Below are 12,448 nucleotides of genomic sequence, written 5' to 3'. Positions count from 1 at the left end.
CGATAATTCCCAAGATTTAGGCAGAAATGTCGGACGACAACTTCTGGCAGATGGCGCAAAAGCGATTCTCGACTTGGGAAATGACTAAAACAATCCTCAACACCCGTGCTGTTGAACAGCAAAAACACACTCAGGAAATTTTTGAAAAAAACGGTTTTCAAGTTATCAATTTCCCTTGTCTGGAAATCGTAACTGTTTCAGATACAGATTTTGTAAGAAAACAAATTATCGAAACATCACACTCAGATGTATTTGTTTTTACCAGTCAGAATGCCGTTATTCATGCTTTTAAAATACAACCAAACTGGAAAATTTCAAAAAATGCCACAGTCATTGCCGTAGGCAATAAAACTACTGAAATTCTTGAACAATATTACTCAGGGGATATCTGGGTTCCGGAGAAACACAACTCCGAAGGTGCTATTGAGCTCATAAAAGGTTTCAAGAAAACATCGAGTCTCGCTTTAATCACCGGTAAATCCGGCCGTGATGAAATCCAAAATTATTGTGAATCAAATAAAATTAAACTCACCCAAATCAATGTCTATCAAAGACAAACTCCAACTGTTGATCCAGATGTAATACAGGAAATCCAGAACAGTAAAGACTTATTGATACTCGCAACCAGCACCACAACACTCGCACATCTTAAAAAGATGGTCTCAGAAAAACTATGGAATAAATTCCAGCATCAAACCATCATCTCTGCCTCCGTTCGTATTACTGAATATGCTAAAGAACTTGGCTTTCAAAGCATCATCACAACAAACACTGCGAATCCCGAAGAGATTTGTTTGTTTTTGAATGCAGTGCGTTTATGAGGGCCGAGTATTTTGAGCATCGAAGGTTGCCGCGGACTGGAATACCGGGGTTCCCTAGTTTGGTTACTTTATTGGGTGGCGGCGAAGTAATATTAGAAGTTTTAGACAAATATATCGAAATATGCTACATTTCTTCTGTTGTAAAATAATACCAGTTGTATGATAAATCTTCCTCTGATTCATAAAGGCAAAGTTCGTGATGTTTATCAGGTTGACGAAAAAACTTTGCTTATGGTTGCTAGTGACCGGTTGAGTGCTTTCGATGTGGTATTGCCTGATATCATTCCTCAGAAAGGTCAGTTACTCACACAAATTTCCAATTTTTGGTTTGATATGTCTAAGAATCTTATCAGCAATCACTTAACAGGAGCATCAGTTAAAGATGTGATTGAAAACGCTGATAATGATTTGCAGGCTCGCTCGGTTGTGGTGAAAAAACTCAAAGCCTTGCCTGTTGAGGCAATTGTCAGAGGATATATCATTGGTTCGGGTTGGAATGATTATCAAAAGACCGGTGAGATTTGTGGCATTCAGCTACCTGAAAACCTCAAGCAAGCTGAAGAATTGCCGGAACCGATTTTTACACCTTCTTCAAAAGCAGCCGTCGGTGATCACGATGAGAACATTTCGTTTCAGAAAATGATTGATCTTGTTGGCGAGAATTTAGCGAAACAGGTCAGAGATGTTTCCATCAAATTGTATCAGATGGCATCAGCACATGCTTTATCGAAGGGTATAATTATTGCTGACACCAAATTTGAGTTTGGTTTGGATGAAAATGATAACTTGGTATTGATGGATGAGATATTGACCCCGGATTCATCGCGTTTCTGGAATCTGGAAAATTACAAAGTCGGAACTAGTCCTGAAAGTTATGATAAACAGTTTATCAGGGACTATCTGGAAACCTTGGATTGGGATAAAACACCTCCGGGTCCGCATGTTCCTGCTGATATTATCGATGCAACGGCAAATAAATATCGCGAGGCTTTTCAGCTGATTACCGGGAGAGAATTTATATGAGTAGCAGTCAAACCATGCAACAACTTCTGCAAGAATACGCATCCAGCCATCAAAATAAAACCAACAAAATCATTCACTTTATTTGTGTTCCGGTTATTTTTTGGACGATTGTCGCCATGTTATGGTTGGTTAAAATTCCATATGTTGAAAATCTCGCTTTAGTGACCTCGGTATTACTGAGTTTTTATTATCTTGCCAAAGATTTGAAAGTTGCCATTCAAATGATTGTCTTCACCATTTTATGTCTGTTGCTGACTGCATTTGTGGAAAAACGAGGCTTACCACTTCTGGAAATAGCTTTGATACTCTTTGTTGTTGCATGGATTTTCCAATTTATCGGACATCAGATTGAAGGTAAAAAACCCTCTTTTTTCAAAGATTTACAGTTTTTACTAGTTGGACCTGCCTGGATTATCAAACAAATCTTCGGCTAAAACTTCAACAAATTGTAAACCGATTTAACACCTTTGCGTTAGGTTAGGAAACCATGGTTTCTTGCTTAATCAATATTTGGAGATAATAATGAAAAAAATCTATTACAAATTCATCGTTGCACTTTTTGCAGTTTTTACATTTTTCGGAACCTCCCAAGCGGGATTCGATATCACTCGTATGACGACGATTGTCGATGACTTTCAGGGGTCATATACGGTCACTAACAGCGGACGCAGAGAAGATATGGAATTCACAGGAACAGAGTTGACAGAGTTTTCAAGTTTCCATCCAATGCCTGATAATGGCGATGTTACTATCTCAGGAACTCTTTCAAAAGTGATTGAAAGAGGTGAAGAAGGTTTAACAACATCATCAGATGGTAATTTGGTTTTCTCGAATCCTGATAACTCAGTGAATTTGAGTTTTGAAGGTTTGCAGGTGATTGTCCAAGAAGGTGAAGAACCGCAAATCTCCGGAACTGTCAATGTCAATGATGAATCATTCGATGTGGCAGACTTACCGGACCCCATTCGCAGAATGTTAAGAGCTGTTTTTCACTTAACACGCAGATAATTATTCTTCCTGAGCCTGTTGTTGCAGGCTCAGCACTTTTTCCTTATAACGACTATTGTTCTGAATTAATTCAATTTCCAGAAGATGATTACACATTACAATCGCTTCCTTTTTTTGACTGTTGAATAAATAACTTTCTGCCAAAGTTAATTTTACGCCGATTGTAAGTATGTGTTCATCACCCAAGCTATTTTGGCTTAAAACTAATAACTCCTCACCTTCCTGAACAGCTTTGGAATAGTCTCTTGTCAGATTATAGGCTTTGAGAATATTCATTCGAGCATAGATTGTTGCTTTATTATCCTCACCAAATTGTTGTTTTTGCAATTCATACAATGGTAATAGCATTTGCAGAGCTTTGTTTCCCTGATTGGCTTTCATGTAATAACCCGCAAGTGTGGTTTTTACCTGATTGGTTTCAAAATGATCAACTCCATAATGGAGTTCATAGTTTTTAACCACATTTTCCAATTCCTCAATCGCTTGTTCCATTTCATCATTTAAAAAACTCAACTGTGACATCAGTAAATCAATGTGTGCAGTCAGCATGTGTTGTTCACCAAAATTGGAAACAGCAATTTTTCGAGCCTTTTCAGCATACTCTCGAGCTTGTTCAATCTGTCCGGAAACGCGAAGAAAGAAACCATAATTGAGGTAGGTTTTTGCAACTAGTGGATGGTTTTCGCCATAAATCTGTTTTTGAATTTCTATCGTTTTATTGTGAATACGATGCAACTCTTTTTCCGGCAAGGGGCTCATATTCCCATAAGCAGCTGCCAGTTTGTATAAAATGTTAGTGCTAGTTGTAGAAACTTCTGTGTTTGCATCATTGCTTTCTTCAAGAGCTTTTTTCAGGATTTCAACAGCTTTGATTGTTTTTCCGGATTCATCATAAATTTCTGCAAGAATCAGTCGGCTGGAGATTTTATCTTTGAGAGTCGCGGAGTTATTGTCAATAACAGTATTCAGCTTTGTAATTGCTTCTTCAAAATTTCCTTGTTTGTAAGATAATAAGGAGTCCAGTTGAGCGAATAGAATCTTTTCACTGACTTGCAGATTCGAGATTTTTGCTTTTAAAAACAGCAATTCGGATTCGGCTTTCTGATATTCATGTTGCTCCAGGTAAAGTCGAATCAACTCTAATCGTGCAGAAAAATTGCTCGAGTCACTAGTTATAGAGTTGCTTAATAATTTTTCGGCTTCACTATATTGTCCGATTTTTGATAAAGCAGAGCCAATGGTTTGTTCAAGAGCCGAGCTCAACTCAGAATCATTAAACGAAGTTTCCTGAATTTTAACTTTGGCATTCATTAAAAGTTCTTTTACAGAAATTTCTTTACCTTTAGTGATGTCCGGGTCGTTCATTTGAATAGAGTCAATCAAAAAATTAGTCACTTGATTGGCCTTGAGTGCCTCTTGTTGAGCTTTATTTTTTTCCTCAACAATGACTTTGATACCGATGATTAATGAAAAGATTAAAGTTGTAGCTACAAAACTTAAAAGCGGATTTCTGGCAATTGACTTAGTCAAAATATAGAAACTACTTTGTTTGCGAACAGATACAGGGCGTAATTCCAGATAAGCATTCAAATCATTAGCAAACATCGCCATTGATGAATATCTTTTACGACTATCAACCTTTAGTGCTTTTTGTAAAATCAAACTGAGATCTTTTTTAAGTCCCAGTTTTTTCAATGTTTGCGTTGTTTTTCTCTCAAAAATATTTGAGTCGAATTTTTGTTGTTGGTCAATACAATCGGAGTTTGATAGTTTCTGATTTCCGGATAATAGCTCAAGTAATGTTATTGCCAATGAAAAAACATCGGTATTAGACGTTATATTTTCATGATTGATTTGTTCCGGTGAAGCATAGTCGGGAGTAAAAATTTTATTTGTATATGCTGAGTCTTCCGAATCATCCAGTTGTTCGAAGGATGCAATACCAAAATCGACCACTTTGGGATTTCCCATTGAATCTATTAAAATATTATTGGGTTTAATATCTTTATGAGTGATTAAGTTCTGATGGGCATAATCAACCGCCTGAGCCACTTTGATAATAAGCCTTAGAATATGCTTTTCTGATAGCTTTTTATCAGAAACATATTGGCTGATAGTTTGGGCATTTTCAATGTAGTCCATGACCAAAAAAGGGATACCATTTTTACTAATCCCGCCGTGGTGAAAAGATATTATATTTGGATGATTGAGCTTGGAAAGAGTGATTTGTTCTCTTTCAAACATACCTCTCAGAGAATCAGAAATATCGCCCTCAACAATGGTCAGAAGTTTTAACGCCACATACTTTTGAATATCACTATTGCGTCGTTTCGCCTTGTAAACATTTGACATTCCACCTTGCCCGATTCGGTTTATAAGGTGATATTCCTCAATATTTTTTCCGCTTAAATCCTCTGATCCTTCTCCAGCGACCTGAAAAAAAACCAAATCAGGTTCGTTTATTAAGGTATCTTCATCGCTTTGTGATTGAACCAAGTTGATTAATATCGGCTTGACAATGTCCTCTATCGAAGTGTCATTTGTTATCTGTAAAACAGCTTCATCTTTTGGGAGGTCTATGTATTGTTCAAAAAGTTCTCTGGCTTTCTTCCAGTGTTGCAAAGAATCGCTACTGTTCATCTTTTTTCAAATCATTGGAAAGTGTGATGATAAAAGACTTGGTCATGTTCCATTTTCTGATTATAGTCCTTTTGGAAACTTCGTTAATATCAGCAATTTCTTGCAAGCTGTGACCGGAAAAAAATCTCAATTCAGCAAGTTCTGCCATTTCTTCATCAATCAAATGAAGTTTAGAAATAATTTCGTCAATTTCTAAAAGTCTAAAATTGATATCGCTATCACCCATTACTTGCGTTATTGGTTCTTGGCTGATTTCACCGGCTCTTTTTAAACGAACATTTTTGCGCACATTATCAACCAAAAACTGGCGCATACATCTGGCAACGGTACAAATGAAGTGTTTACGGTTTTCAAAAGACATTTCTCCCGGTTTTGCCAGCTTCATGTAACACTCATTCACCAAAACTGTGGGTGTGATAGTTTGTCCCCTATTTAAACGGGCCAATTGTGAATTTGCCAACTTTTTTATTTCAGGGTACATCAAATGAAAAACACGATCCAAGGTGTCTTTGCTGTTAACCTTGCTGGCAAGAATTTGAGTGATTTGATTATTCATAAAGTGCTATTCTAGCATATAAACATGACTGAAAAATTAACAGTGAATTGTAATAGTTGATAATTGCATCACAATATTTTTCCGGTATGTTCTGAGATGTTGGTATTAATTAGCAATTGTAGATAGACAAGCTGATTTTACTGAATTAGAATTTATTGGCTACTTTTAAAGATTGCTATGCAAGACAATTTCACTCAACAATTAAACGGAAAGGAAAATCTGGAAATTTCTCCCGAAGTCTATGCTGAATTAGTAAAAATTGCTCGCTCAAATCTGAATAGGAATAAAAGACACCAAACATTGGATACATGTGCATTGGTGAATGAGTCTGTTTTAAAGTTTTATCAAAGTAAAAAAGATTTCTTTTCCTCCAGAGGTCATTTTTACGCACTCATGTCGAAAATCATGCGTTCACTTGTCATTGATTATGCACGGAAAAAAAGCAGTGAAATTCATGGTGGTGATCTCAAGAAAGTCACTCTAACCAGTCTTTATGATGAAGACGCTTCGGTACCAATGGAGTTTAACCATGTTCTGGATATTGATAATGCAATGCTAAAACTAGCAGAGTTAGACTCTCGATTGGAACAGATGCTGATGATGAAGTTTTATGGAGGATTGACTTTACCTGAACTGGCAGAAAGTTTTTCCACCTCAGAAAGCACTATCAAGAGGGAGCTGAGAATTGCCAGAGCTTTTGTGCAGTCTCAATTGAGAGAATACTCAGATATCTGAATCAACTTTATTGTCGAATTGTTCTTGTAACATTTGGACATGCGTTTTTATTCCTAAATAGTTTTCAGGATAAATTGTCCAAAGTTTCCATGCTTTATCTAGATAAGATTGAGCTGTTGAAAAGTCTTTTAATTGAATTGAATTGTTGATATTCAAAATTTCAAGATAGGCACTGTAGTAATTGTAAGATTTCGTTTGGGTACATGGTTGGTATTTTTTTATCAGTTTTTGAATTTCACCTTGACTTACGTTTCCTTCTATCCCGAAATAAGCATCAATAAAATACATTTGGCACTTCTCTCTGGAATTTAATTTCATATTTTCTGACAGACTAGATTTTGCCAGTTGATATTCTTTTTCTGCTTCTTGAATATGATTTTGTGCAAGCAAAACAAGTGTTTTGAAGAGATAAATTTCAAACACTTCACTTTCTTTACCATTGCTTTCTTTCAGATAGTATTTTATTGCTTGGTTATAAACATCAAGTGACTTTTCAAGTTCTCCGGCATAAAAATACTCTCTTCCGAGGTTTCGTAATCGAAATCCAAATGCCTTGGGTTTTTTATCGGGAAAAAGACTCATCACCAAATCGACAGAATTTTGTCTGTATTTTATGGATTGAGATGGTTGGTTAGCTATGGTGTAATAAACGCCTTTGAGGTTCAACCACTCTCCATTGAGTTGAGTTTTCTCCAGTTGATGTTGGTTGATAGATTGTTCGATTTCATTGATATACAAGAAGGCGGCTTCTTGTTTGCCGTTAAAAAGTAATGAAAAAGCAATGTCAATTTTAGCAGAAAGTAAAGATGCGACTTCGTATTCGTTAATACTTTCAAATAAAGATAGAGCCTCGCGAACTTTTATCTCTGCATCGTCGTGATAGTCAAGATTAATCAAGGTTGCAAATTGATCCATTAAAACAGAGGCGAGGAACTCGGTATCAGATTTGTGTTCGCTTCGTACTATTTTTTCAACTTTTTGATATACTTCCAATGCCTTTGTGTCATTTGATTTTTCATGCTCCAGTCGTGCGTTATATAATAGAAACATTAAACAAATCTTGTCATTCTCAGAGAGTTTTTGGCTGCATTGCTCATAAATTCCATTCAGTGCCTTTTCAAAGTTATCAATTTTTTCCAGTGAAAGATAACTTTTTAAAATAGTACTCATGAGTTGATATTTGCTTTCCGGTTGTAACTCTGAATCTTCTCTTAGACCTTTAATTGCGGTATCTAGTAAATTCTCAACGGTCACCTCTTTTTGGTTTTCAGTCGGTTGGGCACTGGTAAATATATTTTGTAAAAAGTCTGAAATTTGTTTCGATTTTTGACTTTCGATGACAGCAATTTTTTTCTGTGATTCAGCGATGTTTGCTTTATTAATCGAAAAAATAGTAGCTATTGCTAGTGAAACCAACATCATTACGATAGCAATCGTTGTTATTTTATGTCTTTGAACCAGTTTAGTCAGAGCGTATGTCGTGCTGGGTTTACGAGCTGAAACAGGTTTGTTTTGCAAGTAATTATTTAAATCATCAGCAAAAGCCTGAACCGATGTATAGCGTTTTTCCGGTTCAATTGATAAGGCTTTGAGCAAGATGTTTTCCAAATCACCTTTTATTTTTGCGGTTTGTATCTTTGATAACTCCGGAAAAACAGCTTTGGAGGAATCTGTTCGTTCAGTCACACGCATGACTTTTCCTGAAACCAGTTTTTGTTCCCTTTCCAGTTGTGTTTCATGTTGATAAGGATGAAATCCGGTGATGAGTTCGTAAGCAATCACTGCAAGTGAAAACATATCACTGTGAGTGCTGACCGGTTTGCCTTGAATTTGCTCCGGGCTTGCATAATTCCGGGTCATGATTTGAGTGGCGGTTTGATTAGCCTTTCTTTCATCTTCGGGATTGAATAATTTTGCAATGCCAAAATCAAGTAATTTTACAATTCCTTCTTCAGTTACCAGGATATTTGCCGGTTTTAAATCCCTATGGAGGATTAAATTTTGATGAGCAAAGGTAACGGCTTTGCAGGTTTGAATAATCAACTCAATTCTGGCGTTGAGGTCAGGTATGCTTTTTACACAGTATTGATCAATTGTTTGACCGTCAATATATTCCATTGCCAGATAAGGTCGTCCTTCTTTAGTTGTTCCTCCATCCAATAATCGGGCGATATTGTTATGAGTCAATTGAGCGAGAATTTGACGTTCATTCTCAAAACGGAGTTTCATTTCTTCATTGAAATTATGGTTTGGAAGTTTAAGCGCGACTTTTTGTTCAAACATTCCGTCATTTCGTTCCGCCAAATAAACTTGCCCCATTCCTCCTTGACCAAGAACTTTAATGACTCGATATTTATTGATTTGTTTTTCTAATAAATCTGAATCTTCAATAGATTCATCTATAGTTATTTTGTTTGATACAGATTGAATATTTTCTGTTAAATCCGGTTCGCTGTCAGCATTGAGCATTTGTTTTAGTAATTCCGACTGAGATTGATTGAGAACGCCTCGTTTTAAAAGGTTGTCAATTTCTTTGGATTGCTCGCCGGAATTATGGTTCACCAATTTTGTGAACCATAATTTTACTTTCTCGAAGCTTTCTCTGGAATTTTCTGAAGACATTGTGTCAATAACTCAAAATTGTAATTGATTATATTTTCTTTCAATAATTAAAACAATCACCTCTAAAGCTCAAAGTCATCTGCAAAAATTAAATCTTTAAACTCATCAGCTCCGGCATCATCCATTGCACCTTGTGGTCTCGCATCATTTTCAAAATCGGAATCCAAAGTGCCTACAAAATGGTCAACCGCCGGAGAATCTCCTTGAATATGGAAATTTCCAGAAGCGGGATTGGCGAATAACGGATCAGCTTGAACAGTATTGGTCATTCCTAATGTATCATATTGAATCACTGAATTTCCGACAACAACATTTCCTTGGTTATTTGGGTGTAAAAGTGAGTTAGCCGTGTTTCCCCAGATTATCCCACCATCAAAACTGATGGCTCCACTACCCAATGTATAAAAAATGGCCTCGTCATTATTGTTGTGTGCAAGAGTCACATTGTTTAAATTCACAGTTCCTGCAAAGTTGGAAAAAATCAATCCTGAAGAGTTGGTATTGAGAGTGTTGTTTGCAAATACAGAATTATCTATATCAACCTGGACAGAAGACTGACCAACGACATCGACTATACTGCTGTTTGTGTTATCGACTACCAATGTTTTATGCACTGTACCTGATGAACCGCCGGTGAATCTGAAAATTGAACCGGTGTTTCTCATGATTTTAGTACACGGAGGATTTGCACAGACTGACCCTAATACAAAACTTGCGGTATCCTGAACAGAGATTACTGATGTGAATTTATTATCACTGATTTCTAAATCACTAAGTTGGGCAAATGTTGTACCCGATAATAATAAACTGTTTCCGTCACCGCTAACATTTGCAAGTTCATTAAAACTCAAACGACTACCTTCATGATGAAAGGTCAATATACTGTTATGAGCATAGATTCCAGCACCATTGGCACTCTTGTTATAGCTGATATCAACAGGTCCATTACCATTTAATGTATTCCCCAAACTGATTGTACAAGATGAAGCACTGATTCCACCGCCTTGACCATTTTCACCGGCAACAGTGTTGCCTTTGTCGATTCCATCAGCAAATTTTCCGATAACCGTATCGTAGGCTGAAATTGTGGAAGAACCACAGAAAATTCCACCACCATCACTCGATGCGTTGCGATAGATTTCAGTATTGCCTGACAGGTTCAGTTGAGCTCCTAATCGGACACTAATGCCACCACCAAAGAATGATTCGTTGTCGTGGATATGTGAATTTTCAATATTGAGCGTTCCATTTCCATAAACATAAATACCACCATCGTAATCATTAAAGTTATCGTGTTGAGCTCCGCTAATGTCCAACCCTGAAATATTGACGGTTTCGCCTCCACTCACATCAATTTCCAAAACCGGTCCTATATCATCTAATTGCAGGTAAGTGCGATTGGCAGTGAAAACCTGACAATTGCTATCGAGTCCACCCCAAATATTTAAACTTTTATCGATGTATAATTTAGCTTCAACTCCACTATATGTTCCTTCTGCAATCATGATTGTATCACCGGAACCAGCGAAATTGAGTGCTGTAAGAATATTCGGAAACCCACAATCATTCCCGGGACCAACAGTCAAAGTGACTGCTTTTGTAATAAAAACATGACTCAATAAAACACAAAATATAATAATTTTTTTCATTTCTTTTCCCCAAAGATTTTAAAGATACTAGTACCATCGAAATTTTCAGAAAACCGGGTCAAAAAAGTATAAAGTATAAAAAGTTTTCTCCAAGGTAAGAAAAGTCTAGTGTAAACAATTGATACACAATGAAAAAATACAGGTTAATCATGATATATTGGATGTTCTAATTAAAACAAAGGGGAAAATTTATGAGTCTTGAAAGTTTATTAATTACATTACTGATAGGTGCGGTTGCCGGTTGGCTTGCCGGAACTTTAATGAAAGGTTCGGGTTTTGGATTGGTAGCAAATATTGTTGTTGGTATTTTAGGTGCTTTTGTTGGTGGGTTCTTACTGGGTAAACTTGGTGTTTCTATCGTCGGAGGTTTACTTGGTTCTATCCTGAACGCAACTATCGGAGCGATTGTATTATTAATTGTAATTGGTTTCGTTAAGAAAGTTATGAAATAGCAAATATCTTAATGGAGTCACTGTGAACAGGCTGTCTGTTATATAACATTCAGCCTGTTTTTGTATCTAAAACCTGGCTTTAAGCTTTATTGGCAACGAGGACGTTTGCCTTGTTGCAATGCTTGTTGTTGCAACTGTAAAGCATTGGGCATGTATGCCGAAAGCTTCTCAATCCTTTTCTCAGGATTCGGATGAGTTGACATAAATTGAGGGACTCTGGAACTTGATGCAGCAGCCATGTTTTTCCATAAATTCACACTTTGCCGTGGATCAAACCCGGCTTTTGCCATAAGATCAATTCCGAATAAATCGGCTTCACTTTCATGAGTTCGGCTAAATGGCAACAAAACTCCAATTTGAGCTCCCAAGCCTAGTGCAGACATCAATGCTTTTTGATTTCCTTGATTGTCCATTTTGTTTTTACTGATAGCATCGGTTGTTTGCAATGCTAACTCTAATCCAATTTGTTGAGAGACTCGTTCTGCTCCGTGACGAGATAGCACATGAGCAACTTCATGACCGATAACTGTTGCCAATTGATCTTGGTTTTTTGCAACATTCAGTAATCCGGTATGCACTCCGATTTTTCCACCGGGAAGTGCAAAAGCATTAGCGCTGTTATCTTCGAATACAACTGTTTCCCATGCTTGTTGTTTCCATGAATCCGGAAGCTCGTTGATTATTGCTTGAGATACACATTGGACATATCTTTGTGCTTGCTGATTTGTAGAAATTTTTGAAGATGTTTTCATTTTTTGAAATGAGGTAACACCCATCTGATTCATTTCAGCATCGCCAATGAGGATGAATTGCTTTCTTCCCATTGGAGACGTTGCACAGGAAGATAATAAAGCTACAGCAATGAAACTCAATAAAATTTTTCGGAACATAACATATACCAAAGTAGTAAGATACTTGAGATAGTATGCTGAAAAGACGAAT

Annotated in this window: 11 protein-coding genes; 6 read left to right on the top strand and 5 right to left on the bottom strand. The window is 36.8% G+C overall.

Features of this window, described 5'->3' with window-relative positions; translation table 11 throughout:
• The first annotated feature begins 26 nt into the window (after positions 1 to 26).
• The 4 genes from R3F25_09185 (at position 27) to R3F25_09170 (ending at position 2,852) form a co-directional block, all read left to right on the top strand.
• On the top strand, positions 27 to 821 hold the full coding sequence (locus tag R3F25_09185) for a uroporphyrinogen-III synthase (GenBank protein MEZ5496992.1): 795 nt from the start codon (positions 27 to 29) through the stop codon (positions 819 to 821).
• A 159-nt stretch (positions 822 to 980) separates the two neighbouring features.
• Positions 981 to 1,844: a phosphoribosylaminoimidazolesuccinocarboxamide synthase gene (locus tag R3F25_09180; protein ID MEZ5496991.1), complete on the top strand. Its 864-nt coding sequence runs from the start codon at positions 981 to 983 to the stop codon at positions 1,842 to 1,844.
• Positions 1,841 to 2,278, top strand: coding sequence for an Mpo1-like protein (locus R3F25_09175; GenBank protein ID MEZ5496990.1), 438 nt, complete (start codon positions 1,841 to 1,843; stop codon positions 2,276 to 2,278). Before R3F25_09180 ends, R3F25_09175 begins: the two co-directional genes overlap by 4 nt.
• 88 nt (positions 2,279 to 2,366) lie before the next feature.
• Complete coding sequence (locus R3F25_09170; protein MEZ5496989.1) at positions 2,367 to 2,852, top strand: hypothetical protein; 486 nt, start codon at positions 2,367 to 2,369, stop codon at positions 2,850 to 2,852.
• Here the strand turns inward: R3F25_09170 and R3F25_09165 are convergent, their stop codons facing one another.
• Both R3F25_09165 and R3F25_09160 read right to left on the bottom strand, forming a co-directional pair.
• On the bottom strand, positions 2,853 to 5,492 hold the full coding sequence (locus R3F25_09165; protein ID MEZ5496988.1) for a protein kinase: 2,640 nt from the start codon (positions 5,490 to 5,492) through the stop codon (positions 2,853 to 2,855).
• Positions 5,482 to 6,048 carry an ECF-type sigma factor gene (locus tag R3F25_09160; protein MEZ5496987.1) on the bottom strand — a complete coding sequence of 189 codons (567 nt, stop codon included), beginning with the start codon at positions 6,046 to 6,048 and terminating at the stop codon, positions 5,482 to 5,484. The genes R3F25_09165 and R3F25_09160 overlap by 11 nt, the downstream gene beginning before the upstream one ends.
• Positions 6,049 to 6,225: 177 nt before the next feature.
• On the opposite strand from R3F25_09160, the gene R3F25_09155 reads away from it, so the two are divergent.
• Positions 6,226 to 6,783, top strand: coding sequence for an ECF-type sigma factor (locus R3F25_09155; protein MEZ5496986.1), 558 nt, complete (start codon positions 6,226 to 6,228; stop codon positions 6,781 to 6,783).
• On the opposite strand, the gene R3F25_09150 is transcribed toward R3F25_09155, so the two are convergent.
• Together R3F25_09150 and R3F25_09145 are read right to left on the bottom strand one after the other, a co-directional pair.
• Positions 6,772 to 9,405, bottom strand: a complete 2,634-nt coding sequence (locus R3F25_09150) for a serine/threonine-protein kinase (protein ID MEZ5496985.1) — start codon at positions 9,403 to 9,405, stop codon at positions 6,772 to 6,774. The genes R3F25_09155 and R3F25_09150 overlap by 12 nt on opposite strands.
• 62 nt (positions 9,406 to 9,467) lie before the next feature.
• Complete coding sequence (locus tag R3F25_09145) at positions 9,468 to 11,054, bottom strand: hypothetical protein (GenBank protein ID MEZ5496984.1); 1,587 nt, start codon at positions 11,052 to 11,054, stop codon at positions 9,468 to 9,470.
• Positions 11,055 to 11,245: 191 nt separating this feature from the next.
• Here R3F25_09145 and R3F25_09140 point away from each other — a divergent pair, with 191 nt between their 5' ends.
• Positions 11,246 to 11,506: a GlsB/YeaQ/YmgE family stress response membrane protein gene (locus R3F25_09140; protein MEZ5496983.1), complete on the top strand. Its 261-nt coding sequence runs from the start codon at positions 11,246 to 11,248 to the stop codon at positions 11,504 to 11,506.
• Positions 11,507 to 11,592: 86 nt separating this feature from the next.
• Here the strand turns inward: R3F25_09140 and R3F25_09135 are convergent, their stop codons facing one another.
• Positions 11,593 to 12,396 (bottom strand): M48 family metallopeptidase, encoded by an 804-nt coding sequence (locus R3F25_09135; protein ID MEZ5496982.1) that lies wholly within the window; start codon positions 12,394 to 12,396, stop codon positions 11,593 to 11,595.
• Positions 12,397 to 12,448: the final 52 nt, after the last annotated feature.

It is taken from the genome of Gammaproteobacteria bacterium, from assembly GCA_041395445.1.
Classification (GTDB): Bacteria; Pseudomonadota; Gammaproteobacteria; order Xanthomonadales; family Marinicellaceae; genus NORP309.
The sequence above is the reverse complement of the archived record's forward strand: the minus strand, read 5'-3'. Positions and strand labels throughout refer to the sequence as shown.

What these genes read in the sequence shown, in the direction of transcription:
- R3F25_09185 (MEZ5496992.1), top strand. Translation starts at nt 27, where the DNA reads ATGTCGGACGACAACTTCTGGCAGATGGCGCAAAAGCGATTCTCGACT.
- R3F25_09180 (MEZ5496991.1), top strand. Translation starts at nt 981, where the DNA reads ATGATAAATCTTCCTCTGATTCATAAAGGCAAAGTTCGTGATGTTTAT.
- R3F25_09175 (MEZ5496990.1), top strand. Translation starts at nt 1,841, where the DNA reads ATGAGTAGCAGTCAAACCATGCAACAACTTCTGCAAGAATACGCATCC.
- R3F25_09170 (MEZ5496989.1), top strand. Translation starts at nt 2,367, where the DNA reads ATGAAAAAAATCTATTACAAATTCATCGTTGCACTTTTTGCAGTTTTT.
- R3F25_09165 (MEZ5496988.1), bottom strand. Translation starts at nt 5,492, where the DNA reads ATGAACAGTAGCGATTCTTTGCAACACTGGAAGAAAGCCAGAGAACTT.
- R3F25_09160 (MEZ5496987.1), bottom strand. Translation starts at nt 6,048, where the DNA reads ATGAATAATCAAATCACTCAAATTCTTGCCAGCAAGGTTAACAGCAAA.
- R3F25_09155 (MEZ5496986.1), top strand. Translation starts at nt 6,226, where the DNA reads ATGCAAGACAATTTCACTCAACAATTAAACGGAAAGGAAAATCTGGAA.
- R3F25_09150 (MEZ5496985.1), bottom strand. Translation starts at nt 9,405, where the DNA reads ATGTCTTCAGAAAATTCCAGAGAAAGCTTCGAGAAAGTAAAATTATGG.
- R3F25_09145 (MEZ5496984.1), bottom strand. Translation starts at nt 11,054, where the DNA reads ATGAAAAAAATTATTATATTTTGTGTTTTATTGAGTCATGTTTTTATT.
- R3F25_09140 (MEZ5496983.1), top strand. Translation starts at nt 11,246, where the DNA reads ATGAGTCTTGAAAGTTTATTAATTACATTACTGATAGGTGCGGTTGCC.
- R3F25_09135 (MEZ5496982.1), bottom strand. Translation starts at nt 12,396, where the DNA reads ATGTTCCGAAAAATTTTATTGAGTTTCATTGCTGTAGCTTTATTATCT.